19 protein-coding genes and 3 pseudogenes are annotated in these 24,697 nt (G+C 67.6%); 16 read left to right on the top strand and 6 right to left on the bottom strand.

The window, feature by feature from the left end; all coding sequences use genetic code 11:
• Window positions 1–32: 32 nt before the first annotated feature.
• The 3 genes from FK527_RS00920 to FK527_RS00910 are packed head-to-tail and all read left to right on the top strand — an operon-like array spanning window position 33 to window position 3,024.
• Window positions 33–821 carry a TetR/AcrR family transcriptional regulator gene (locus tag FK527_RS00920; protein WP_144728757.1) on the top strand — a complete coding sequence of 263 codons (789 nt, stop codon included), beginning with the start codon at window positions 33–35 and terminating at the stop codon, window positions 819–821.
• A complete protein-coding gene (locus FK527_RS00915) occupies window positions 761–1,534 on the top strand; it encodes a tetratricopeptide repeat protein (protein ID WP_144728755.1) in 774 nt (257 codons plus the stop codon). The genes FK527_RS00920 and FK527_RS00915 overlap by 61 nt, the downstream gene beginning before the upstream one ends.
• Window positions 1,534–3,024 carry a cryptochrome/photolyase family protein gene (locus tag FK527_RS00910; RefSeq protein ID WP_144728753.1) on the top strand — a complete coding sequence of 497 codons (1,491 nt, stop codon included), beginning with the start codon at window positions 1,534–1,536 and terminating at the stop codon, window positions 3,022–3,024. Before FK527_RS00915 ends, FK527_RS00910 begins: the two co-directional genes overlap by 1 nt.
• Window positions 3,025–3,044: 20 nt before the next feature.
• Here the strand turns inward: FK527_RS00910 and FK527_RS00905 are convergent, their stop codons facing one another.
• The 4 genes and pseudogenes from FK527_RS00905 to FK527_RS17755 form a co-directional block, all read right to left on the bottom strand.
• On the bottom strand, window positions 3,045–3,818 hold the full coding sequence (locus tag FK527_RS00905; RefSeq protein ID WP_144728752.1) for a type III pantothenate kinase: 774 nt from the start codon (window positions 3,816–3,818) through the stop codon (window positions 3,045–3,047).
• 87 nt (window positions 3,819–3,905) lie between these two features.
• A complete protein-coding gene (locus FK527_RS17410) occupies window positions 3,906–4,391 on the bottom strand; it encodes a rhodanese-like domain-containing protein (RefSeq protein WP_342778952.1) in 486 nt (161 codons plus the stop codon).
• Between the two features lie 138 nt (window positions 4,392–4,529).
• Window positions 4,530–5,030, bottom strand: a pseudogene (locus FK527_RS17405) (MBL fold metallo-hydrolase); the annotation flags it as partial.
• Between the two features lie 97 nt (window positions 5,031–5,127).
• Window positions 5,128–5,295, bottom strand: coding sequence for a transposase (locus FK527_RS17755; RefSeq protein WP_144729390.1), 168 nt, complete (start codon window positions 5,293–5,295; stop codon window positions 5,128–5,130).
• Window positions 5,296–5,492: 197 nt separating this feature from the next.
• On the opposite strand from FK527_RS17755, the gene imuA reads away from it, so the two are divergent.
• From imuA to mgtA, 6 genes and pseudogenes are all read left to right on the top strand, one after another.
• The gene (gene imuA / locus FK527_RS00890) at window positions 5,493–6,221 is read left to right on the top strand and encodes a translesion DNA synthesis-associated protein ImuA (RefSeq protein ID WP_144728748.1); all 729 of its coding nucleotides are present in this window, start codon (window positions 5,493–5,495) and stop codon (window positions 6,219–6,221) included.
• Window positions 6,222–6,233: 12 nt separating this feature from the next.
• Window positions 6,234–7,541, top strand: coding sequence for a Y-family DNA polymerase (locus tag FK527_RS00885; protein WP_144728746.1), 1,308 nt, complete (start codon window positions 6,234–6,236; stop codon window positions 7,539–7,541).
• Window positions 7,542–7,548: 7 nt separating this feature from the next.
• Entirely contained in the window at window positions 7,549–10,680 is a 3,132-nt protein-coding gene (locus tag FK527_RS00880) for an error-prone DNA polymerase (protein ID WP_144728744.1), read from the top strand.
• A 116-nt stretch (window positions 10,681–10,796) separates the two neighbouring features.
• Window positions 10,797–11,049, top strand: a pseudogene (locus FK527_RS00875) (PFGI-1 class ICE element type IV pilus protein PilL2); the annotation flags it as partial.
• A 112-nt stretch (window positions 11,050–11,161) separates the two neighbouring features.
• A pseudogene (locus tag FK527_RS00870) lies at window positions 11,162–11,332 on the top strand (IS481 family transposase); the annotation flags it as partial.
• Window positions 11,333–11,360: 28 nt separating this feature from the next.
• Window positions 11,361–13,943 (top strand): magnesium-translocating P-type ATPase, encoded by a 2,583-nt coding sequence (gene mgtA, locus FK527_RS00865; RefSeq protein WP_144728742.1) that lies wholly within the window; start codon window positions 11,361–11,363, stop codon window positions 13,941–13,943.
• Between the two features lie 288 nt (window positions 13,944–14,231).
• On the opposite strand, the gene FK527_RS00855 is transcribed toward mgtA, so the two are convergent.
• Window positions 14,232–16,070, bottom strand: coding sequence for a glutamine--tRNA ligase/YqeY domain fusion protein (locus FK527_RS00855; RefSeq protein WP_144728740.1), 1,839 nt, complete (start codon window positions 16,068–16,070; stop codon window positions 14,232–14,234).
• A gap of 211 nt (window positions 16,071–16,281) precedes the next feature.
• On the opposite strand from FK527_RS00855, the gene FK527_RS00850 reads away from it, so the two are divergent.
• The 7 genes from FK527_RS00850 to FK527_RS00820 all read left to right on the top strand — a co-directional run bounded on the left by FK527_RS00850 (window position 16,282) and on the right by FK527_RS00820 (window position 22,997).
• Window positions 16,282–16,638 carry a hypothetical protein gene (locus tag FK527_RS00850; protein ID WP_144728738.1) on the top strand — a complete coding sequence of 119 codons (357 nt, stop codon included), beginning with the start codon at window positions 16,282–16,284 and terminating at the stop codon, window positions 16,636–16,638.
• A 164-nt stretch (window positions 16,639–16,802) separates the two neighbouring features.
• Window positions 16,803–17,246: a type II 3-dehydroquinate dehydratase gene (gene aroQ / locus FK527_RS00845; RefSeq protein ID WP_144728736.1), complete on the top strand. Its 444-nt coding sequence runs from the start codon at window positions 16,803–16,805 to the stop codon at window positions 17,244–17,246.
• A gap of 10 nt (window positions 17,247–17,256) precedes the next feature.
• The gene (locus tag FK527_RS00840) at window positions 17,257–18,114 is read left to right on the top strand and encodes an alpha/beta fold hydrolase (RefSeq protein ID WP_144728734.1); all 858 of its coding nucleotides are present in this window, start codon (window positions 17,257–17,259) and stop codon (window positions 18,112–18,114) included.
• A gap of 109 nt (window positions 18,115–18,223) precedes the next feature.
• The gene (locus tag FK527_RS00835; RefSeq protein ID WP_144728732.1) at window positions 18,224–21,118 is read left to right on the top strand and encodes a valine--tRNA ligase; all 2,895 of its coding nucleotides are present in this window, start codon (window positions 18,224–18,226) and stop codon (window positions 21,116–21,118) included.
• Between the two features lie 56 nt (window positions 21,119–21,174).
• Window positions 21,175–22,062, top strand: coding sequence for a UTP--glucose-1-phosphate uridylyltransferase GalU (gene galU / locus FK527_RS00830; protein WP_144728730.1), 888 nt, complete (start codon window positions 21,175–21,177; stop codon window positions 22,060–22,062).
• 114 nt (window positions 22,063–22,176) lie between these two features.
• Window positions 22,177–22,719, top strand: a complete 543-nt coding sequence (locus FK527_RS00825) for an NUDIX hydrolase (RefSeq protein WP_144728728.1) — start codon at window positions 22,177–22,179, stop codon at window positions 22,717–22,719.
• A 50-nt stretch (window positions 22,720–22,769) separates the two neighbouring features.
• Window positions 22,770–22,997 carry a sulfurtransferase TusA family protein gene (locus tag FK527_RS00820; RefSeq protein ID WP_144728726.1) on the top strand — a complete coding sequence of 76 codons (228 nt, stop codon included), beginning with the start codon at window positions 22,770–22,772 and terminating at the stop codon, window positions 22,995–22,997.
• Between the two features lie 81 nt (window positions 22,998–23,078).
• On the opposite strand, the gene gshA is transcribed toward FK527_RS00820, so the two are convergent.
• Window positions 23,079–24,641, bottom strand: coding sequence for a glutamate--cysteine ligase (gene gshA, locus FK527_RS00815; RefSeq protein ID WP_144728724.1), 1,563 nt, complete (start codon window positions 24,639–24,641; stop codon window positions 23,079–23,081).
• Between the last annotated feature and the right edge of the window lie 56 nt (window positions 24,642–24,697).

Below are 24,697 nucleotides of genomic sequence, written 5' to 3'. Positions count from 1 at the left end.
AAGGCATCAAGCCCCCATCGAGCGAGCCCACAATGACCAAAAAAGCGCCACGCCGCACTGCTCAGCGCATTCTCGAAACGGCGCTGGAATTGTTCAATCGCTTTGGCGAGCCCCATGTCTCGACCACGCTGCTCGCGGCCGAGCTGCGCATCAGCCCTGGCAACCTTTATTACCACTACGCCGGCAAAGATGCGCTGGTGAATGCGCTGTTCGACCGCCACGCGCATGCGCTGTCGGGCTTGCTGGACGCGAGCAGCAGTGTGCGCCAGATCGAGGATGCGTGGTTTTTCATGCACACGCTGTTCGAGCAAATGTGGCAATTTCGCTTTCTGTACCGCGACCTCAACGAGTTGCTGTCGCGCAACCGCCATCTGGAAACGCACTTCCAGCCGCTGCTGGTGCGCAAAGTCGCGGCACTGCGCACCTTGCTGGGCAACTTGGGCGACTCCGGCGCCTTGCAGCAAGCGCTCGCCCAGGCAGAACTGCAAGCCACCGCCACCAACATGGCCGTGGTGCTGTGCTACTGGCTGAGCTTCGAGTATGTGCGCGACCCGCGCCACGCGCTCGAGCCCACAGGCGCCCAGAGCGCTTTGCTGCGCGGCGCACAGCAAGTGCTGCACCTGCTCACGCCCTATCTGGCAGAACGCCCCCGCGCCCATCTGCGCAGCCTGGCCCAGGCCTATGCCGCACCCTGGCCCGCCGCGCCGCAAATGGCCCATGGCATGCCCCCCGACGCCCCACTTTTTGCAGGAGACCCATCATGGCGCAGTGGACCCCCTTCCCCTACCGAGACCTGTACCGCTTCGACCCCGCGCGCCTGACGCAACTGTGGCCGCGCCTGCACGCAGGCGACGCCGAGCCCTGTCCCGACAATGACAAGCTGCTGCACGCCTGGTTGCTGCTGCACAGCGGCCAGTTCCAGGAGGCGGCCGAGCTTGGGCAGCGCCTGGGCGGCGCGGGCCTCACTGTGGCGAACAAGGCCACGGCGCTCTACGCCAACTACCTCGAACCCAGCGAGTCGGCGCGCCAGGACTTGCTGCTGCAGGTGGCCGAACGCGCCCAGGCACAAGCCGCCGACGCCCCCGACAACCCCAATGCCTGGTTCTGGCGCGCGTATGCGCTCGCCCGCTACGGCCAGAGCATCAGCGTCGCCAAGGCCGTCGCGCAGGGCCTGGGCAACGCGGTCAAGGAGGCGCTGCAAAAAACTCTGGCGCTTGCGCCGCAGCATGCGCACGCGCACATCGCACTCGGCGCCTTCGACGCCGAAGTCATCGACAAGCTCGGGCCGCTCGTGGGGCAGATGACCTTCGGCGCGAAGAAAGAAACCGCGCTCGAGCACCTGCGCCAAGGGCTTGCGCTGCACCCGCAATCGACCATCGGCCTGCTCGAATACGCGAACGCGCTGCTGATGCTCGAGGGTGATGAGAAGATGGACGAAGCGACCAGGCTTTACGAGCAGGCTGCTGCCAGCACGCCGCTGGATGCCTCCGAGCACCTGGACGTGGAACTGGCGCGCGCAGAACTCGAAGGCTGATGCCCACACGCAACGCCGCTACGACGCCGCCCACGCTCGTGTGGTTCCGGCGTGACCTGCGCGACGACGACCACGCCGCCCTCAGCGCGGCGCTGCGCACGGGCGGCGCGGTGTATTGCGCCTTCGTCTTCGACACCGACATCCTTGACGCGCTGCCCAGCCGGCGCGACCGGCGTGTGCATTTCATCCACGGCAGCCTGCAAGCGCTCGACGCCGCCTTGCGTGCGCGCGGCGGTGCGCTGATCGTACGCCATGGCCGCGCCACGCAGCACATTCCGGCGCTCGCGCAGGCACTGGGCGTGGGCGCCGTGCACGCGAACCGCGACTACGAACCCGCCGCCAAGGCGCGCGACGCGGCCGTGGCCCGCGCGCTCGCGGCGCTGGGCATCGCGCTGCACCTGCACAAAGACCAGGTCATCTTCGACGGCGACGCCGTGTGCACGCGCGCGGGCACGCCGTTCACCGTCTTCACGCCGTACAAAAATGCCTGGCGCCAGCGCCTGCTGCAGCAGGCACCGCCTGGCGCACCGCCCGACGAGCTCCCGGACCTTGCCGCGCACGGCTGCGCAGGCCGGCTTGCGAGCCCGCCGCCTGACCTATCCACAGGCGTGCCTGCGCTCGCCGACATCGGCTTTGCAGCGACGAACTTGCCCGAACTCGGCATCACGCCCGGCATGCAAGGCGCGCGGACGCTGTGGGAGGCGTTCGCGCAGGGGCGCATCCAGCGCTACGCAGAGCTGCGCGACTACCCGGCGCGCCGCGGCGTGAGCTACCTCTCGGTGCATTTGCGCTTTGGCACCATCGCGATCCGCGCACTCGTGCGCCAAGCGCTCGCCCTGCGCGCCGACGCCTGGCTCGACGAGCTCATCTGGCGCGAGTTCTATTTCATGATCCTCGACCACTTCCCACATGTGACCGTGCGCGCCTTCAAACCCGCGTATGACGCGATCGCGTGGGACGACTGGCCGCAGGGCCTGGCCGCGTGGCAAGCGGGGCGCACCGGCTACCCGCTCGTCGATGCCGCGATGCGGCAACTGCTGCACTGCGGCTGGATGCACAACCGCCTGCGCATGCTCACGGCCTCGTTCCTGTGCAAAGACCTGGGGCTCGACTGGCGTCTGGGCGAGCGCCACTTTGCCGCGCAGCTCAACGACTTCGACCTCGCCGCGAACAACGGCAACTGGCAATGGGCCGCTTCGAGCGGCTGCGACGCGCAGCCGTACTTTCGCATCTTCAACCCCGTGACCCAGTCGCAAAAGTTCGACCCGCAGGGCAACTTCATCCGCCGCTACGTCCCTGAACTCGCGCGCGTGCCGCTACCCTTTTTGCACGCCCCGCGGACCATGGATCGCCGCACCCAGCAGGCCGCCGGCATCACGCTGGGGCAGGACTACCCGCTCCCCATCGTCGAGCACGCAAGCGCCCGCCAACGAACCCTCGCGCGCTACGCGGTGGTGAAGGCGCCTGGGAGCAAGGTAATTGGAATCTGACCCCAATTACGGTTTTTTGCTCAGTCCGCGTCGCCAAAGCGCCGCAGCGCAATTTGCAGCAGGCCGTCGAAGATCAGGTTCTCGACGAGCTCGAAGGGGCGCGTCATGCTCGGCGCCATCTTCCAGCCTGCGCCGCCGGTCATGAGGCAGGCGGGCTCTGCGCCGCAGTGCTGCAGCAGGTGCTGGTACATGCGCTCGACCGCGCCGGCGATCGCGTAGGTGCTGCCGCTCGTGAGCGCGTCGCTCGTGTTCGTGGGAAAGAGCCGCACCTCGCCCGTGGGCACGTGCAGGCCCGCGGTGCCGGCCTCAAGCGCGCGCAGCATGATGCCGTGGCCCGGCAGGATCAGGCCACCGAGAAAATTGCCCGCAGCGTCTATGCACTCCACGGTCACGGCCGTGCCCACCATCACGAGCACGATGGGGCGTGACGCGCCCTGCGCGAGCACGTGGTGGCGCGCGCCTATCATGGCCACCCAACGGTCTGCGCCCAGGCGCGAGGGGTAGTCGTAGCCGTTGGTCAGGCCCGCTTCCTGCGCCGAGGGCACGACCCAGTGCGGCGTCACGTCCCACAGCTCCATCTGCTCGACCACGCGGCGCCGCGCGATGTCGCCCGCCACCACGCAGCCGAGCATGCGCTTGGGCGCCGGCAGATTCGCCCAACTGCCCTCGGCCAGGCGATCGATGTGTTCGAGGAACTCGGTGCCCTGCGCGAGCAGCGCGGCGCCCGGGCGGTGCGCGTCGTACAAGGCCCACTTGAGGCGCGTGTTGCCCACGTCTATGGCGAGGAATGTCATGGAGCGCGATTATGGGGTTTTGTGCCGTGCGCGCGGCCTCGGGGCGCACGCTGCAAACTTCGCGAGGGAGGGATGCCCCCTGAGCGTTCAGCTCTGGCGCCAGGGCAAGCCATGAAAGCGCCAGCCGCCCAGGCGCCCGCGCTGCGCATGCGTGTCGAGGTCGCCCTCGAAGCCTTCGAGCACGTTGTAGGCCGTCAGGCCCAGCTCGGTGGCGCGGCGTGCGGCGGCGATGGAGCGCACACCGCTGCGGCAGATCAGCAGCGCCGGCATGCCGCGCGGCACGGCGGCGCACAGCAGCGCGTCGAAGTCCGGGTTGGGCAGCATGTCGGGCCACTGCTTCCAGGGCACGGCAAGGGCGCCGGGCACTTCGCCGACCCAGGCGCGCTCGGCGTCGCTGCGCACATCGACGAGCACGCCGCGGCCCTGCTGCACCCACTGCCAGGCCAGCTGGGGCGGGATGTCGCCCGCGTAACCGCTCGCGGGGCGCGGCGCCTGCAGCGCGGCGCCGTCGGCATCGTGGCGCACCTGCGGAGACAGGCCCGAGTGCAGATTCGCTGGCACGGCGGTGTCCATGCGCGCGGGGCGCGGCAGCTGCAGTTGCGCCATGAGCGCGACGAACTCCTCCTCGCTATGGCCCGCGAGGCGTGCGTTGCCGGCTTTCTCGGCGCCTATGGTCGAGTGGCTGCGGCCGCGGTAGTCGTGGCCGGGCCAGACCATGGTGTCGTCTGGCAAGGTAAACAGCTGCTCGTGGATGCTGCGGTACAGCGCTGCGGCACTGCCCGATTGGAAGTCGGTACGCCCGCAGCCGTCGATGAGCAGCGTATCGCCCGTGAATACATGCCCGCGCCAGAGGTAGCACATGCTGCCTGCCGTGTGCCCCGGCGTGTGCAGCGCGCGCAGCGTCTCGGCGCCGAACGCCAGCGTGTCACCGTGCTGCAGCTGCACCGCGGCCGTGCCTATGCCGCAGCCCGCAGGCGCGGCCAGGCGTGCGCCCGTGTGCTCGGCCAGGCGCGCCGCGCTCGTCACGTGGTCGGCGTGCGCGTGCGTCTCGAGCACCCAGCGCAGGCGCAAGCGCTGCGCCTGCAGCACGCCGAGGTCGCGCTCGAGCTGCTCATCGACCGGGTCGATGATGAGCGCCTCGCGCGTGGCCGGGTCATGCAGCACATAGGTGTAGGTGCTCGATGCGGGGTCGAAGAGTTGCTGCGGGATCATGGGAAGGGATTTTTGCAAATTCGGTCTACCGCGCTCACCGGGGGCTACGCAGATCACTCCCACTCGATTATCAACAGGTCGCCTAAACCCAGATTGTTCACGAGGACGCGGGATGATGGCGAGGCGGCTGGCCGTGTCGAGCGCGCTGCGCCCGGTTTGCCAGTGATTTGCCGGGCATCTCCAGCGAGCGCGCTACTGCCACGATGGAGCGGCCTGCCTCGATCACCTGCTTGATCGCCGCTTCCCGAAATTCCGGCCTGTGTATCTACGATCTGTTCCTGTATTCATCTTTTTCCCACAAGCTTACAAACCTCGTGGTGTCCATTTTTCGGGAGCCAGTTCAGTTTTCACTGCTCCCTTCGGGGACCTTTTTCTTGGGTCCGCGTTCGGCGTGAAAGGTATCCGCAACCAGCCTAATTTCGAGGTCATGGGAAAATACTGTATAAAACATCAGTATTCGCCATGAACACCTCTGCTGTCACCCATCCTCACGATCCTGCCGCGCGGTTTCCGCGCGCGGCTGACGCTGCGCGAGCGGTAGCCGGCGTGTGGCTCGGCACCGAGATCGGCCGGCAGGCCACGGCCGTGGTCTCCACGGGCTGGACGCAGCTCGACCGTGAACTGCCCGGCGGCGGCTGGCCCAGCCAGTCGATCATCGAAGTGCTGGCCTCGCAGCCCGCAGTTGTCGAATGGCGCCTGCTCGGGCCGGTTCTGCGCCGGGTCGCCGAGCGCGGCGGCCAGATCGTGGTCGTCGCGCCGCCGCGCCAGCCTTATCTGCCGGGGTTGCAGCAGGAGGGTCTGGACGAGCGCAGCTTCGTGTGGATCGAGGCGCAGACACCTGCCGAGCGCCTGTGGACGACGGAGCAGTTGGTAAAGACCAATTCCTGCGGGGCGGTCGTCGCTTGGCTTGCGCAGGCGCGTGCGGAGCAAATCCGCCGCCTGCAGGTCTGTGCGCAGAACTGCGAGGGCCTGGTGTTCCTGTGCCGTCCCGAAGCTGCGCGACACGAATCCTCGGCCGCGCCACTGCGCGTGCATGCCGGTTTCGCGCTGGACTGGGAGCTGCGCCTGCAGATCCTCAAGCGCCGCGGTCCGTCGCTGGACGCGCCGATTGTCTTGCCGTCGATGCCTGGAGGCTTGGCCTCCATCATCACGCCCAGGCTGCTGCGTCCGAGCCAGCTCTTTTCTCGGTAGGGGTGCCCGCCGATGCTGTGGGCAGCCCTGTCATTGCCTTTCGGCCCCGACGAGACACCGCCGTCCAGTGATGACCTTCACGGACTGGCGAACTGGGCCTTGCAGTTCACCCCCCGCGTTGCCATTGCCGATGAAGCCGTCGTCCTGGAGGTAGAGGCCAGCACACGCCTGTTCGGCGGGCGCCGGAAACTGCACGAGCGCATCGCGAGTGAAGGCCGCGAACTGGGCATGGCCGCGCTCGCCTGGGCGCCCAACAGCCTGGCAGCGCTGGCGTGCGTGCGCGCCGGGGTGCTCAATGGGGTGCATCGCCCACTGCCAGAGGTACTGGACGCACTGCCGATGGGCACGCTGTCGGCCATCAGGTCCCACCACCTGACCTTGGCCCAGTTGGGATGCCGGACGCTTGGCGACGTACGGCGCCTGCCACGAGGCGGGATAAGCCGGCGTTTCGGCAAGGAACTGCTGGGCGCGCTCGACCAGGCCTACGGCCTGCGGCCCGAGGCGCACGGCTGGATCGAGTTGTCCGAGACCTTCCGTGCGCGGCTGGAGCTGATGAGCCGGGTGGAGACCGCCCCCGCGCTGCTCTTGGGTGCGCGGCGGCTTCTGGTTCAATTGTGCGGCTGGCTGGCTGCCCGGCATGCGGGCACGACGGCGTTCACGCTGCGCTGGGCGCACGACACCATGCGCTCGCACGATGCCGGCGAAGGCGGCGAGCTGACGATCCGCATTGCGCATCCCATGCGCCAGGTCGAGCACCTGTGCCGCCTGCTGGCCGAGCATCTGGCCCGCGTCGAACTGCTCGCCCCCGTGGGCGATCTTGCCCTGGAGGCGATCGACGTGGTGCCGCTGGAGGAGCGCAGCGCCTCGCTGCTGCCCGACGAAAAAAGCGAGAGCGAATCGCTGGCCCTCGTGCTGGAGCGCATCGCGGCGCGCCTGGGGCCGGAGCGCGTGCGCCGGCCCGTGCTGTGCGAGGACGAACGGCCCGAATGGGCTCAGCACTGGCAACCGGCACCACAACCGCTGCCGCGCCAGCGCATCGCGCCGCCCGACGTGCCGCAGCCTACTTTCATCCTGGCCGAACCACAGCGGCTGGCGGTGCGCGACCATCGGCCCATCTACCAGGGGCCGCTCATGCTGCTGTCCGGGCCGCATCGCGTGGAAGGCGGCTGGTGGCACCTCGGCGAGGATGATGCGTCCACCCGCCACGTCGAGCGCGACTACTGGGTTGCGCTGAGCCAGTACGCCGGCGTGCTGTGGGTCTACCAGGAGCGTCTGGCTGGTGACGCCACGGCTTGGTACTTGCATGGGTCGTTTGCGTGAGCACGCCATGGCCAGCGCATCCACCACCTTGCCGGACTACGCGGAACTCCGGTGCCTCAGCAACTTCTCCTTCCTGCGTGGCGCGAGCCACCCGGAAGAACTGGTCGAGCGGGCCAGCAAGCTCGGCTACGCCGCGCTGACCATCGCCGATGAGTGCTCGATGGCGGGCGTGGTGCGCGCCCACGTCGCCGCCAAGGAGCATGGCCTCAAGCTGCTGATCGGCAGCCAGTTCGAGGTCGAAGCCGAGGAACCGCTGGCGCCATTCACACTGGTCGTGATCGCATGCAACGGCAATGGTTACGGGAATCTCTGCGAATTCATCACCCGCCTGCGTCGTGCGTCGCCGACGAAGGGCACCTACCGGCTGCGCGCAGCCGACCTCGATCCGCAGGCGCTGACCGATTGCGTGGTGCTGGCCTCGCTGCGGCGTCCTGCCACCCCCGAACAGTTGCTCGCCATCGCACGCTGGGTGCTGGACCGCTTCATCGGCCGCTGCTGGCTGGCCGTTGAGTTGCTGCGGCGCCTGGACGATGAAATGTGGCTACACCGGCTGCGCGAGGTCAGCGACCTGACCTTAATTCCACTGGTCGCGTGTGGCGACGTCCACATGCACCTGCGCTCGCGCAAGATGCTGCAGGACGTCCTCACCGCCACGCGCCTGGGCAAGGCGCTGACGCACTGCGGCCGAGGTTTGCAGCCGAACGCGGAGCGGCATCTGCGCTCGCGCCTGCGCCTGGCGCAGACCTATCCGCCCGAACTGCTGGCCGAGACGCTGCGCGTGGCGGCGCGCTGCAACTTCTCGCTCGATGAACTGTGCTACCAGTATCCCGAGGAAGTCGTTCCCCCTGGAGAGACACCGGCTAGCCATCTGCGCCGCATCACATACGAAGGTGCCGGGCGGCGTTGGCCCGATGGCATTCCGGCCAAGGTGCAGGAACAGATCGAGCACGAGCTGGCGCTGATCTCGGAACTGAACTACGAGCCGTATTTCCTTACCGTTGCCGACATCGTGGCCTTCGCGCGCTCGCGCCATATCCTTTGCCAAGGCCGGGGCAGCGCGGCCAATTCGGTGGTCTGCTACTGCACGGGGATCACGGAGGTGGACCCTGCCCGCATGGCGATGCTGTTCGAGCGCTTCATCAGCAAGGAACGCGGCGAACCGCCCGACATCGACGTGGACTTCGAGCACGAGCGCCGTGAAGAAGTCATCCAGTACCTGTACCACAAGTACGGCCGCGAGCGCGCCGCGCTGACGGCCGTGGTGATCAGCTACCGGCCCAAGAGCGCGATCCGCGACGTGGGCAAGGCGCTGGGATTCGAGCCCGAGACGCTGGACGCGCTCGCCAAGGGCCATCAATGGTGGGACGGCAAGAAGATCGCACCCGAGCGGCTGGCCGAGGTGGGCCTGTCCCTGGACAGCCTGAAGGTGCGCCAGCTGGTGCGCCTGGCCAGCCAGTTGCTGGGCTTCCCCCGCCACCTGAGCCAGCACGTGGGCGGATTCGTGCTCACGCGCGGACCGCTGTCGCGCACGGTGCCGATCGAGAACGCGGCAATGGAAGACCGCACGGTGATCGAGTGGGACAAGGATGACTTGGACGCCATGGGCTTGCTGAAGGTGGACGTGCTGGCGCTGGGCATGCTCACCGCGATCCGCAAGGCACTGACCTTCATCGGCGAACGCCGGGGCCATGCCTTCGAGATGCAGGACATCCCGGCGGAAGACCCGCAGACCTACGAGATGATCAGCCGGGCCGACACGGTGGGCGTGTTCCAGATCGAGTCGCGCGCCCAGAAGAGCATGCTTGCGCGCCTGCGGCCGCAGTGCTTCTACGACTTAGTGATCGAGGTGGCGATCATCCGGCCCGGGCCAATCCAGGGTGGTATGGTGCATCCCTACCTCAACCGGCGCCAGGGCATCGAGCCGGTGAGCTATCCGAGCGAGGCACTGCGCGAGGCGCTGGGCCGCACGCTGGGCGTGCCCATCTTCCAGGAACAGGTGATGCAAATCGCCGTGCTCGCTGCGGGCTTCAGTCCCGGCGAGGCCGACCAGCTACGTCGCTCGATGGCGGCTTGGAAGCGCAAGGGGGGCCTGGAGAAGTACTACGCCAAGCTAGTGGACGGCATGACCGCGCGCGGCTACGAGCGCGAATTCGCCGAGTCGATCTTCGACCAGATTCAAGGGTTTAGCGAATACGGCTTTCCCGAAAGCCATGCGGCGAGCTTCGCGCTGCTGGTCTACGCCTCGTGCTGGATCAAGCGGCACCACCCCGCCGAGTTCCTGGCCGCGATGCTCAACAGCCAACCGCTGGGCTTCTACTCACCCTCGCAGTTGGTGCAGGACGCGCACCGCCACGGCGTGGAGGTACGCCCGGCCGACGTGCTGGCCAGCGACTGGGACTGCACCCTGGAAGGCTTGGAAGATCCGCCCGCAGTGCGACTGGGCCTACGCATGATCGCAGGGATGCCGGGCATGGCAGCCGAGCGCATCGTGGCCGCACGGGCGCAAAGCCTGTTCGAGGACGCCGAGGACCTGGCGCGGCGCGCGGCACTGGATGAGCAGGACATGCGCCGGCTCGCCGGCGCGGACGCACTCGCCAGCTTGGCCGGACACCGACGCCAGCAGGTTTGGGAGGCTTCTGCACTCAAGGCCACGCCAAGGCTCTTGCGCGATGCGCCGGTGAACGAAGACTTCCTGGAGCTGCCCGCCGCGCCCGAGGGCGAGGAGATCGTCTTCGACTACGTCAGCACCGGCCTCACCCTGCGACGCCACCCGCTGGCGCTACTGCGGCCGATGCTGCGCAAGCGCCGCCTGCAAAGCGCGCAGGAACTGCAAGACCTGCCCGATGGCCGGCTGGTGCGCTGCTGCGGGATCGTCACGCTGCGCCAGCAGCCACAGACGGCCAAGGGCGTGATCTTCGTCTCGTTGGAAGACGAAACCGGGGTGGTCCAGGTGATCGTGTGGAAGAGCGTGCGTGAGCGCCAGCGCGCGGCGCTGCTGCAATCGAGGCTGCTGGCCGTACAGGGCCGATGGCAACGCGAGGGCGACGTGTGCAACGTGGTGGCAGCACGACTGGTGGATCTGACGCCGCTGCTGGGTCGGCTGGCCGAGGCGACGAACAAGAGCCGGGATTTTCACTGACCCGGCAGTGGATAGCGCCCGAGCCGGGAATGCGGAAGGCCCCAGTTCGCATTCCTGGCTGACCGCACTGCGGCGCGCCGCGAAGGTATCGGTATCGCAACATAAGAGCCGATGCCATACCTGCAATTCACCCATACCTGCGACTGTTCGGCGCCGGCCTGCTAACCGCAGACCTGGCCAGAGGCTGCGCAACAACCTCGACGCCAGTCGCGTTCGATATCCGCGGAGGAAGCGCCTGTGGCGCTCGAACCCGCGGCGCCCGAATACATCCCCGTCACACGCTATGGCCGCCACACCCTCGTGGAACTTGCACCGACAGCAGCACAGCGTGATCTGCTGTTGCAGACCATCGACGCTTCCATGACCGAGCTTCCCGAAATTTCGGCCTGTGTATCTACGATCTGCTCCTCTATTCATCTTTTTCCCGCAAGCTTACAAACCTCGTGGCGTCCATTTTCCGGGGGCCAGTTCAGTTTCACAGCGGTATGACTTGAGGCAGACTTTGCTGCGGTATGTGCAGCTCTACAACCACCACTTGCCCCAATCAGCCCTGCAGAGCAAGACGCCTATGCAGGCTATGAGTGGGTGGTACGATTCACACCCTCATTTGTTCCATCGGCGGCCTTATGATCGTCCGGGACTGGACAACTAGCCCTCCCCCACACCCGAGGAGCTTACCCATGAGCCCAGCGCCCGCGCCCCAGTTGCCTTTTTGGCAACAACCGCCCGAGGCGCTCTATGCCCAGCTGCGGTGCAGCACCGCAGGGCTCAGCGCGAGCGAGGCGCAGGCGCGGCTTGCACGTTACGGGCCCAACAGCGACGCAGCACCGCCCAGCCGTGGCCTGCTGCGCGCCATAGGGCGGCGCCTTTTGGAGCCGCTTTCGCTGATCCTGCTGGGCGCAGGCGCCATCTCGGCCGCCACGGGCGACAACGTGGGCGGAGGCATCATCGTGGCGATTCTTTGCCTCTCGATCGGCCTGGACACGCTGCAGGAAGGACGCGCCACGCGCGCTGCCGAGATGCTGCGCCAGTCCGTGGCGCTGCGCGCCGAGGTGCTGCGCGACGGCACTTTTCGCCAAGTGCCGGTGCAGGACATCGTGCCTGGCGACGTGATCCGCGTGCGCGCGGGCGACATCATCCCCGCCGACGCGCTGGTGCTGCAGGCCGACGCCTTCACTGCCGGCGAGGCGGCGCTCACGGGCGAGCCCTATCCCGTCGAAAAGCGCCCCGGCGTGGTCGATTCCAGCAGCCCGGCCGAGGCGCGCAACGCGCTGTTTCGCGGCGCCGTGGCGCAAACGGGTGAGGCGCTGGCGCTGGTCGCTGGCACGGGGCGCAATACGGTGTTCGGCGCGGCCGCGCTGGTGCTCGGCGAGGCGCAGCAGCCCTCGCCGTTCGAGCGCGACATGCACGCCTTCGGCCTGATGACGGCGCGCCTGACGCTCGCGCTCGTGCTGTTGGTGCTCACGGCGCACACGCTGTTCGGCCGGGCTGTGCTCGAATCGCTGCTGTTCGCCGTGGCGCTGGCCGTGGGGCTCACGCCCGAACTGCTGCCCATGATCACCACCGTGACGCTCTCGCGCGGGGCGCTGCGCATGGCGGCGCGCAAGGTGATCGTCAAGCGCCTCGCGAGCATCCACGACCTGGGCGCGATGACGGTGCTGTGCACCGACAAGACCGGCACGCTGACGCGCGCCGAGATCGCGCTCGACCGCAGCCTGGGCGCAGACGGCAGCCCCGACCCGCGCGCCGCGCAGCTCGCCGCCATCGCTGCCGATCTGGGCGGCGACCGCGGCGCGCTCGACGCGGCGCTACAGACCGCGCACCCCGAGGCGGCGCAGGGCTGGACGCTGCTGCGCCGCCAGGCGTTCGACTTCAGCCGGCGCCTGGGGAGCGTGCTGGCCGAACGCCAAACTGCACATAACGCTAATGGTGCAGCGCATGATGCGCTATCGAACACAGAGCGCCTGCTGATCGTCAAAGGCGCCCCGGAGGCCGTTTTGCCGCTGTGCACGCAGCGGCGCGTGGGCGACCAGCTGCTGCCGCAGGGCGAAGCCGAACGCGCGCAGGACGCCGCGCGCCTGCGCCAGCTCGCGCAGCAGGGCCTGCGCGTGCTCGCCGTGGCCTCGCGGCGCTGGGCGCCGCAGGATGCCGTGCCGCAGGAACTCGGCCCCGAGGAGGAGTCGGAGCTCGTCTTCGAGGGCTTGTGCGCCTTCGCCGATCCGCCCAAGCCGAGCGCGCCCGCGGCGATCGCGCGGCTCGCCGCGGCCGGAGTGCGGCTCAAGATACTCTCGGGCGACGACCCCGTCGTGGTGCAGCGGCTCGCGCAGCAGATGGGGCTGCGCGCCGAGCAGGTGCTCACGGGCGCCGAGGTCGCGCAGCTCAGCAACGAGGCGCTCGCGGTGCAGGTACAGGCTGTGGACGTCTATGGCCGCCTCACGCCCGACCAGAAGGCGCGCATCGTGCATGCGCTGCAGGCACGCGGTACGGTCACGGGCTTTCTGGGCGACGGCATCAACGACGCACCCGCGCTCAAGGCGGCCGACGTGGGCCTGTCGGTGGAGGGCGCGAGCGGCGTGGCGCAGGCCGCGGCGGACATGATCCTGCTGGCCTCGGACCTGCAAGTCGTGGCCGACGGCGTCGAGGAAGGGCGGCGCACCTTCGTCAACATCCTCAAGTACGTGCGCATGGGGGCGAGCTCCAATTTCGGCAACATGCTGTCCATGGCCGTGGCCTCGCTGCTGCTGCCCTTTTTGCCCATGCTGCCCACGCAGGTGCTGCTCAACAACCTGCTGTACGACTTTTCCGAGGTCGGCATCCCCTTCGACACCGTGCGTCCCGAAGCCCTGGCGCGCCCGCAGGTGTGGGACATGCACGGCCTGCTGCGCTTTGCGGGCATCATGGGGCCGCTGTCCTCGCTGTTCGACCTGGCCACATTCGCGGGCCTGCTGTGGCTCTACCACGCGACGCCCGAGGCGTTTCACACGCTGTGGTTCATGGAATCCATGGCCACGCAGATTCTGGTGATCTTCATCATCCGCACGCGCGCCCTGCCCTGGCAGGACAGGCCGCACCCCGCGCTCACGGCATCGTCCCTGGTGGCGCTCGCCGTGGCCCTGGTGCTGCCGTTCACGCCGCTGGGCGGGTGGTTCGGCTTCGTGCAGCCGGGCTGGGACATGCTCGGCGGGATGGCGCTGCTGGTGCTCGTCTATCTGCTGTGCGCGCAGCTGCTCAAGGGGTTTGCCCTGACCGGGAAATTTGGATAAAAAAGGCGTCCTATGCAGTCAGGGAAAGCGTTGGCAGCTATTGTTTTTTATGTTCACCTGCAGGCTTCGTAGGCGTAAAACCCAGCGCTTCCAAGTCTTCTGCTGAAAGGTGCAACTCCTCGACCTCGGGCTGGCGCCTTTCGATCGTGCGCCGCCGCTCGTGGCGCGTGGGTGGGCCTTGCTCCAGCTGGCGTCTGTCCGTGGCTGTTCTTTTGTCACCCGTCGCTGGCGCGTTGGCTGGGGGTGTCGCGGGTTGATCTTTGCCCATGGAAAGTCCTTTTGCCAGGCTCACTTGCCCCAGCTGTCCTTGAGCCCCACGGCCAGGTTGAACACGGGGTGCTGCGGCGTGTGTTCGACGCGGTCGGCGACGAAGTAGCCATGGCGCTCGAACTGGAACTTGTCGTCGGCCCGTGCCGTGGCGAGTGAAGGCTCGACGATGGCCTGCAGCACGCGCAGGCTCTGCGGGTTGAGCAGCTGCAAAAAGTCTTTGCCGCCCGCGTCGGGCTGCGCGTCGGTGAACAGGCGGTCGTAAAGGCGCACTTCGGCGCTGATGCCGTCGGCCACGCCCACCCAGGTGATGGCCGCCTTGACCTTGACGCTGTCCGCGCCGGGCGTGCCGCTCTTGGTGTCCGGCAGCACGCTGGCGTGCACCTCGGTGACCTGGCCGTTCGCGTCCTTCACGCAGCCTGTGCATTCGATCACGAAGCCGCCTTTGAGGCGCACGCGGTTGCTCGGGAACAGGCGCTTGTAGCCCTTGGGCGGCAATTCGGTGAAGTCGTCGCGCTCTATCCAGACCTCTTTGCCCAGCGTGAAGCGGCGCGGCGGCGGCGCGGGCTGGTCTTGCGGCGCATGCGGCAGGGCCGGCAGCTCGCAGGGTTCGAGGTGGCCCGCGCCGAACAGATCGTCCCAGTTCGTGAGCACGAGCTTGAGCGGCTCGAGCACGGCCATCGCGCGCGGCGCCTTGTGCTCGAGGTCGTCGCGCAGCGCGCCTTCGAGGGCGCTGTATTCGATCCAACTGTAATCTTTGGTGACGCCGATGCGCTCGCAAAAAAGCTGGATCGCCTCGGGCGTGTAGCCGCGGCGGCGCAGGCCGACGATGGTGGGCATGCGCGGATCGTCCCAGCCTTGCACGATGCCGGTATCGACCAGGTGCTTGAGCTTGCGCTTGCTCGTGACCACATAGGTCAGATTCAAGCGTGCGAACTCGTACTGGCGCGGCTGCGGCGTGGCAATCAACCCGCCCGCGGCGAGGTGGTCGAGCAGCCAGTCGTAGAACGGGCGCTGGTCTTCGAATTCGAGCGTGCAGATGCTGTGCGTGATGCGCTCGAGCGCGTCCTCGATCGGGTGCGCAAAGGTGTACATCGGGTAGATGCACCAGCGCATGCCGGTGGCGTGGTGCGCGGCATGCTTGATGCGGTAGAGCGCCGGATCGCGCAGGTTGATGTTGGGCGAGGCCATGTCGATCCTGGCACGCAGCACCGCGGCGCCGTCGGGCAGCTCGCCCTCCTTCATCTGGCGAAAGCGCGCGAGGTTCTCGGCCACGCTGCGCGTGCGGTAGGGGCTGTCCACCCCCGGCGTGGCAAAGTCGCCGCGGCGCGCGCGCATCTCTTCGGGCGTTTGCTCATCGACGTAGGCCAAGCCCTGCTCGATCAGGTACTCGGCCGCGCGGTACATGAAGTCGAAATAGCTGCTCGCGTAGTAGAGGTGCTCGGTGCCGAAGGCGTGCCAGTCGAAGCCGAGCCAGCGCACCGCGTCGATGATGCCGTCCACGTACTCCTGGTCTTCTTTTTCGGGATTGGTGTCGTCGAAGCGCAGATGGCACACGCCGCCGTAGTCGCGCGCCAGGCCGAAATTCAGGCAGATGCTCTTGGCGTGGCCTATGTGCAAATAGCCGTTGGGCTCGGGCGGAAAGCGCGTGCGGATGCGCGCCGGGTCGAGCGGCCCTGTGGCATGGTGCGCCGCGTCGCCCGGGCTGCCGCCCCAGCGTGCCTGGGCGAATTTGCCTTGCGCGAGGTCGTGCTCGATGATCTGGCGCAGAAAATTGCTGGGCGGGGGCGACGGCGGGCGCGGTGCAGCGGCGTCTTGAGCGCTACCGGGGGCGTTGGCGGAGGAATGCGACGAACTCATGGCGGCGATTGTAGGCACGCTCCACGCGCGACACCGAGGCGCCGCTACACCTCCCGCACCCTGCGCCACGGCGTATCGCGTTTACGTGCAGAAACAAGCTTCACGCTGGCGTGTGACATCCTGGGGCGCAATTGCTGCGTTATATCCACAAGTCCGGCAGCCTTTGCAAGGCCCGGACAGCAAGACTAAAACGGTCTCGAAGGAGATTTCCATGAAAAAAGCTCGTTTTTCTTCCCGCTTTGCCATCGCCAGCCTGGGCTTGGGTGCAGCGTTGTTGTTGGGCGCTGGCGCCGCGCAGGCACGTGACTCGGTGTATTGGTCGGTCGGCGTGGCATCGCCGGGCGTGGCCGTAGGCGTGGGCAATGCCTACCCGGCCGTGGTAGCCCCAGTGATCGCGCCGGCACCGGTTTACTATGCGCCAGCACCCGTGGTTTACGCCCCGCGGCCCGTCTATTACGCTCCGCGCCCCGTCTATTACGGCGCGCCTGTGGTCGTGGCACCGCGCGGCTGGCACCACGGCGGCCACCACCATCGTCATGGGCACGGGTGGGAAGGCCATAGGCGCTGACTTTGCCTCTGCCAGTTGCCAATGCTTCGTTGCCCATGGTTTCTCTGGGCTGCCGCCGCAGCCCTGCCCTGAGCGGCCCGGCCGCTTTCCCGCGCACCGCATAATCGGCTCCCATCTTCCTTGCCACCGTTGCCAGTGGTGGCATCGTCTGGAGCCGATTCCCCGTGAAAACCGTTTTCGTCCTCAATGGCCCCAACCTGAACCTGCTGGGCACGCGCGAGCCCGCCATTTACGGCGCGCAGACCCTGGCCGACGTCGAACAGCTGTGCGCCGCGGCCTGCGCACGCCATGGTTTTGCGCTGCGCTTTCACCAAAGCAACCACGAAGGCGCGCTCGTGGACTGGCTGCACGAGGCCGGGCGCCTGCACGCCACGGGCGCACTCGCGGGCGTGGTGCTCAACGCCGGCGCCTACACGCACACCAGCATCGCGCTGCTCGACGCCATCAAGGGCACGGGCGTGCCGCTCGTCGAGCTGCACATCAGCAACGTGCATGCGCGCGAGCCATTTCGCCACCACTCCTACATCGCCGCTGCGGCCAGGGCGCAGCTGTGCGGCTTTGGCGTGCAAGGTTACGCGCTGGCCATAGACGGCCTGGCAGGTTTCTGATCGTTTTGGTATGGAACAAGATTTTTCCCTCCCCGAAGAAGCACGCGCCCTCGAGTCCCTGGCCACGCGCCACACCACGCCCTGCGGCACGGGCGCGCTGGTCTGGCATGTCTGGGGCCAGGCGCGGCCCGGCGCGGCGCCGCTCGTGCTGTTTCATGGCGGCGCCGGCAGCTGGACGCACTGGCTGCGCAACATCGAAGTGCTCGTGGACGCGGGGCACCAGGTCTGGGTACCCGATCTGCCCGGTTTTGGCGACTCGGCAAGCTCGCCGTTCGGTGGCGACGCCGACGGCGCGGTCGAGCCGCTGCGCGCGGGGCTCGTGCAATTGCTGGGCGGCCAGCCCTGCGATCTGGTCGGCTTTTCGTTCGGCGGGCTCACCGCGGGCCTGCTGCTGGCCGCGCACCCGCAGCTCGCGCGCCGCCTCGTGCTCGTGGGCGCGCCCGCGATGGGCGTGGTGCCCAAGCGCCAGTTCGAGCTCAAGGCCTGGCGCCATCTGCCCACGCTTGAGGAGCAGCTTGACATTCACCGCTACAACCTCGGCGCGCTGATGCTCTGGGACAAGGCGCGCATCGACGACTTCGCGCTGCGGCTGCACGTGGCCAACGTGCTGCGCGATCGTGCGCCGCACCGGCGGCTGTCGCACACCGACATCCTCGCGCGCTCGCTGCCGCGCGTGCCCTGCCCCGTGCACGCCATCTATGGCCAGTACGACGCACTCTACAAAGACTGGATCCACCAGCTCGAAGACGCCTACGCCGCAGCCGCGCCCGACTTCCGCGGCCTGACGCTGATCCCGGACGCGGGCCACTGGGTGCAGTTCGAGCGCGCGCAGGCGTTCGACGCCGCGCTGCTCGCGGCATTGGCCTGAGCGTCTGCTCGGATGGAGCGCTCGCAGGAAAGGGCTCGCTAGAATCTTTGTCTTTCCTGCCTATCAACCCGACGGCATCCGCATGGGGTGCCGTTTTCACGTGCGACCGATGAGCGACACCCCCCAACAGCCCGGCCTGGCCAACCTGTCCAAATCCTTCGACCCCGCCCCGCTCGAGGCCTTCTGGGGCCCCGAGTGGGAGCGCCGCGGCTACGGCGCCGCGGGTTACCGCGGCACGGGCCGCCCGACGGAAGACGCGCCGCCGTTTTGCATCCAGCTGCCGCCGCCCAACGTCACGGGCACGCTGCACATGGGGCATGCGTTCAACCAGACCATCATGGACAGCCTCACGCGCTACCACCGCATGCGCGGCTGCAACACGGTGTGGGTGCCGGGCACCGACCACGCGGGCATCGCCACGCAGATCGTGGTCGAGCGCCAGCTGCAGGAGCAGGGCCTCTCGCGCCACGACCTCGGCGCCACGCCCGAGGAGGCGCGCCGCAACTTCGTCGCCAAAGTGTGGGAGTGGAAGGAGCGCAGCGGCAGCACCATCACGCAGCAGATGCGCCGCCTGGGCGACAGCGTGGACTGGAGCCGCGAATACTTCACCATGGACGCGCGCCTGTCGCAGGTGGTCACCGAAACCTTCGTGCGCCTGCACGAACAGGGCCTGATCTACCGCGGCAAGCGGCTCGTCAACTGGGACCCGAAGCTGCAATCGGCCGTCTCCGACCTCGAGGTCGAAAATGAAGAGCGCGACGGCTTCCTCTGGCACATCGCCTACCCGCTCGCCGACGGCAGCGGCAGCCTCACGGTGGCGACGACGCGGCCCGAAACCATGCTCGGCGACGTGGCCGTGATGGTGCACCCCGAGGACGAGCGCTACCGCCATCTTGTCGGCAAAAGCGTGATCCTGCCGCTCGTGGGACGCGAGATCCCGGTGATCGCCGACAGCTACGTGGACAAGGAATTCGGCACCGGCGTGGTCAAGGTCACGCCCGCGCACGACGCCAACGACTACGCCGTGGGCCAGCGCCACGGCCTGCCGCTTTTGTGCGTGCTCACGCTGCAGGCCACGATCAACGACAACGCGCCCGAAAAATACCGCGGCCTGGACCGCTTCGTGGCGCGCAAGCGCATCGTCGAAGACCTGCAGGCCGCGGGTGCGCTGGTCGAGACCAAAAAACACAAGCTCATGGTGCCGGTCTGCACGCGCACCGGCGAAGTGGTCGAGCCCATGCTGACCGACCAGTGGTTCGTGGCCCTCGAAAAAGTGAGCGAGCAAGACCCCACGGGCAAGAGCATCGCGCAAAAGGCGCGCGACGCGGTGGCGTCGGGCGCGGTGCGCTTCGTACCCGAGCAATGGGTCAACACTTACAACCAGTGGATGCACAACATCCAGGACTGGTGCATCAGCCGCCAGCTCTGGTGGGGGCACCAGATTCCGGCCTGGTACGCTGAAGATGGTACAGTTTTTGTAGCGCGCAGCGCAGACGAGGCGGCCGCTAAAGCGCAAAAAGCTGGTTACACCGGCGCGCTGCGGCGTGACCCCGACGTGCTCGACACCTGGTATTCGTCGGCGCTCGTGCCCTTCAGCACCATGGGCTGGCCGCACCAGACCGACGCGCCCACCGACGACTACAACCTCTACCTGCCCAGCAGCGTGCTCGTCACAGGCTACGACATCATCTTCTTCTGGGTGGCGCGCATGATCATGATGACCACCCACTTCACGGGGCGCGTGCCGTTTCGCGATGTGTATATCCACGGCCTGGTGCTGGACGCGCACGGCAAGAAGATGAGCAAGAGCGAGGGCAACGTGCTCGACCCGGTGGACTTGATCGACGGCATCGCGCTCGAGCCACTGATCGCCAAGCGCACTACGGGCCTGCGCCGCCCCGAGACGGCACCCAAGGTGCGCGAGGCGACGATCAAGGAATTCCCGCAGGGCATCCCGGCCTACGGCGCCGATGCGCTGCGCTTTACCTTCGCGGCGCTCGCGAGCCTGGGGCGCAGCATCAACTTCGACAGCAAGCGCTGCGAGGGTTACCGCAATTTCTGCAACAAGCTCTGGAACGCGAGCCGCTTCGTGCTCATGCACTGCGAGGGGCAGGACTGCGGGCTCGATGCGCACAGTGCGGCGGGCTGCAAGGAGGGCTATCTGGATTTCAGCCAGCCCGACCGCTGGATCGTCTCGCGCCTGCAGCGCGCCGAGGCCGAAGTCGCGCAGGGCTTTGCCGAGTACCGCCTGGACCATGTCGCGCACGCACTCTACGACTTCGTCTGGAACGAGTTCTGCGACTGGTACCTCGAGATCGCCAAGGTGCAGATCCAGTGCGGCAACGTAGCGCAGCAGCGCGCCACGCGGCGCACGCTGATCCGCACGCTCGAGACCGTGTTGCGCCTCGCGCACCCCTTGATTCCGTTCATCACCGAGGCGCTGTGGCAGGCCGTCGCACCCGTGGCAGGCCGCGCGGGCCCGTCGGTGAGCATTGCCGAATACCCGCAGGCGCAGCCCGAACGCATCGACACCGCAGCCGAGGCGTACATGGAGAAGCTCAAGGCGCTGGTCGATGCCTGCCGCACGCTGCGCGGCGAGATGAACGTCTCGCCCGCGCAACGCCTGCCGCTGTACGCCGTGGGCCAGGCGGACTTCGTGTGCGGCGTGGCGCCGCTGTTGCAGGCGCTGGCCAAGCTCAGCGAGGTGCAGGTGTTCGACGACGAGGCCGCCTGGGCGCAGGCTGCGCAGGCCGCGCCCGTGGCCGTGGTCAGCGAAGCGCGCCTGTGCCTGCACATGGAGATCGACGTCGCCGCCGAAAAAGCCCGCCTCGGTAAAGAGGTGGCGCGGCTCGAAGCCGAAATCGCCAAGGCCCAGGGCAAGCTGGGCAACGCCGCTTTCGTCGCCAAGGCTCCGCCCGCGGTGATCGCGCAGGAGCAAAAGCGCGTGGCCGACTTCGGCGCCACGCTCGCGCGCCTGCGCGACCAGCTCGCGCGGCTCGGCTGAGCGGGCCCGATCGTCTGTCAACTCCCGAATCTGCAGCACTCTCTGAAAGGCCCACCATGCCCCAAAGTTCCCGCGTCCAAAAAGCCGTGTTTCCCGTCGCCGGCCTGGGCACACGCTTTCTGCCCGCCACCAAGGCATCGCCCAAGGAGATGCTGCCCATCGTGGACAAACCGCTGATCCAGTACGCCGTCGAAGAAGCCTACGCCGCGGGCATACGGCACATGATCTTCGTCACCGGGCGCAGCAAGCGCGCGATCGAGGACCACTTCGACACCGCCTACGAGCTCGAGGCGGAGCTCGAAGCTGCGGGCAAAGACGAACTGCTTGCGCTCGTGCGCTCGGTGCAGCCCAGCGACATGGACTGCGCCTTCGTGCGCCAGCCGCGCTCGCTGGGCCTGGGCCATGCGGTGCTGTGTGCCGAGCCGCTCGTGGGCCGCGAACCCTTCGCCGTGCTGCTCGCCGACGACCTCATGGTCGGCCCGCCGGGTGGCGCGCCCGTGCTCGCGCAGATGATGAGCGCGTTCCGCCAGCAGGGCCGCTCGGTCATCGCCGTGCAGGAGGTGCCCGCCGACCAGGTGCACCGCTACGGCATCGTCGCGGGCGAGAGCGCCGGCGGCCCGCTGATCCGCATTGAGCGCATCGTCGAAAAACCCAAGGCCGCCGACGCGCCCTCGCGCATGGGCGTGGCGGGCCGCTACATCCTCACGCCCGGCGTGTTCGAGGAAATCCGCCAGCAGCCGCGCGGCGTGGGCGGCGAGATCCAGCTCACCGACGGCATCGCCAGACTCCTCGGAAAAGAGGCCGTTTACGCTTACCAATACAGCGGAAAGCGCTACGATTGCGGGAGCAAAGAGGGTTTTTTGGAAGCGACCGTGGAGCTGGCCTTGCAGCATCCGCAAGTGGGCGCATCGTTCCGCGAGTACCTGCGCGGCCTCGAACTCTGAGAATCCGCACGACGGGCGCGGGATGCGCGAGAATCGCTTTTGCTCCCCGGGCCGTTTTTCGCCCCCTTTCCGCTCCTTTCCGCTCTCATTGCGACTTCGAAGGTTGAAACATCCATGCGCTACGAAACCCGCTACTGCACCCACTGCGGCACGCCGCTGATGCTGCTGGCCGTCGCCGAAGACGACGGCATCCACAAAGAACGCCTGCGCTGCCCGGCCTGCGGCTGGACGCATTGGAACAACCCCACGCCCGTGCTCGCCGCGGTGATCGAGCTCGAAGGGCGCGTGCTGCTCGCGCGCAACGCGGCCTGGCCCAACAAGCAGGCTTTTGGGCTCATCACGGGTTTCATGGAGGCGGGCGAGTCGCCGCAGGAAGGGCTGGTGCGCGAGGTCAAGGAAGAAACCAACCTCGACGTGAGCGCGCTCTCGCTGATCGGCGCCTACGACTTCCAGCGCATGAACCAGGTCATCATCGCCTACCACGCCGTCGCGCAGGGCGAGGTGCAGCTCTCGCCCGAGCTCGTCGAATACCGCCTCGAAGCGCCTGAAGAGGTGCGCTGCTGGCGCGCGGGCACGGGCTTTGCACTCGCCGACTGGCTGCGCGCACGCGGGCACGAGCCAGAGTTCGTCGATTTCGCCACGCGCCGCCCCGCCTGAAAAGGTGTGAGAGGCCGAGCGCCCCCGCACCGCACCACCTGGAACACGCCATGCACATCGACAAAGAAATCGACACCCGCGGCCTCAACTGCCCGCTGCCCATCCTCAAGGCCAAAAAAGCCCTGGCCGACATGGCCAGCGGCCAGCTGCTCAAGGTGGTGGCCACCGACGGCGGTTCGCTGCGCGACTTCCAGGCCTTTGCCAAGCAGACCGGCAACGAACTGGTCGAGCAGCAAACCGTGGGCGAGGAATACATCCACATCCTGCGCCGGCGCTGAGCGGGGAATAGCTCCTAAAGTAGGAGCTGCTCGCGCTTGATGGACAAGCGCCATTGCCCATTTTTATGCTTATTTTCTAGATCAAAGCCCCGGCCCCAGCGCAGATGCACCGGCATGGCCGGGCGCGTTCAGCGCATCCACGGCGACGTAAAGCTGGCGCCAGTCTTCGAAGGGCAGCGTGTCCGCCGCTTCGATGGCCTTTTGTTCGGCCAGCGAGGCCTGCGCCATCGCGAGGTAGCGCGCCTGCTGCGCATCCGACCATGGCAGCGCGAGCAAGGCGTCGCGCGCGACCATCGACTGGTACAGCGCAAAGTCGGCATAACTGTTGCCGTGCGCCTGGGCCATGCGTGCGAGCACGCGCGCCGAGGGCGTCTGCTCTGGCGCCCGCACGCGCGCGCACGCCTGCTGCAAGGCGTCGCTGTAATCGCTGCCGCCCTGCGCGGCGTCGAGCGCTGCAGCCAACGGCACGCAGGCGTCCAGCACCTCCTGCGCCCAGGCCGTCAGCGGCACGCTCTGGCCCCGGCGCTGCAGGCACAGGCCGGGCTCACGCCCGCGCTCGGCGGCCAGCTGCTGGTTGCGCTGCAGCTCGGTGATCTCGGCGGGCGTGTCGGGTGGGCTGTCGCTGAGCAGGCAGTGCAGCAAAAACACGTCGAGCACGCGCATGGTCGCCGCGCTGATGCCCACGGGCTCGAACGGGTCTATGTCCATCAGGCGCACTTCGACGTATTCGACGCCGCGCTCGCGCAGCGCGTGCAAGGGACGCTCGCCGCTGCGCGTGGTGCGCTTGGGACGGATCGTGCTGTAAAACTCGTTTTCGATCTGCAGCAGGCTGGTGCCAAGCTGGTTGTAGTCGCCCCCCGGATTGCGCACGCCCACGGCCTCATAAGGCGGATAGGGGCGTGTGAGCGCTTCATATAACGAGGCAGCGTAGCCCTCGAGGCTGTTGTAGCTCACCGCGAGGCTGGCCTGCGCCTCGCTCTGGTAGCCCAGCCGCCCCATGCGCAGCGAAGTCGCATGCGGCAGGTACAAGGCGTTTGGCCCCAAGGGCTGCAGGCTGTGCGTGCGCCCCTGCACGAAGCACGGGCACAGCGCCGGCGAAGCGCCGAACAAATACAGCAGCACGAACGCATGACGGCGGAAGTTGCGAATCAACGCAAAATAGCCCGCGCTGTCCACGCCCGGCAGCGACCAGTTGTAGTGCACGCCCGAAATGGTCTGCATGCGCCGCCCGTAGCGGTGCCCCAGGCCCATGCGGTAGATGCTCTTGGCGCGGCCGATGTTGGACGAGCCAAAGCGCGCGAGCGGTATGGTTTCGTCGGTGGGCAGCGTGCAGGGCATGCTCGCATTCCATAGCAGCTCGCCCTGCGCGTGCAGCGTGCGGGCGACGTATTGGTGGATTTCGGTGAGCTCGTCCACGCATGCGCCGACGCCCACGCGCGCGCTCGTGACGAGTTCGAGCTGCGACTCGCTGTAGTCGGTCGTGATGTGCGGGTGCGTGAGCGCCGAGCCCAGCGCGAGCGGATGCGGCGTGAGCGCGAGGCTGCCGTCGGGCAGCACGCGCAGTCCCTCTTTTTCGATGCCGCGGCGCATGCCCGCGATGGCTTGGGGCGCGAGGGCCCGGATTTTTTCTTGCAAGGTGCTCATTGTCGGGATCGCATTGAATTCGGCCCGGAACTTACCACGACACCCATGACTGTGCT

The sequence above is a fragment of the Extensimonas perlucida genome (assembly GCF_007655255.1).
In the GTDB taxonomy this organism is placed as follows: Bacteria; Pseudomonadota; Gammaproteobacteria; order Burkholderiales; family Burkholderiaceae_C; genus Extensimonas; species Extensimonas perlucida.
Note: the sequence above shows the minus strand (reverse complement) of the source record. Positions and strands in the feature narration are given on the sequence as shown.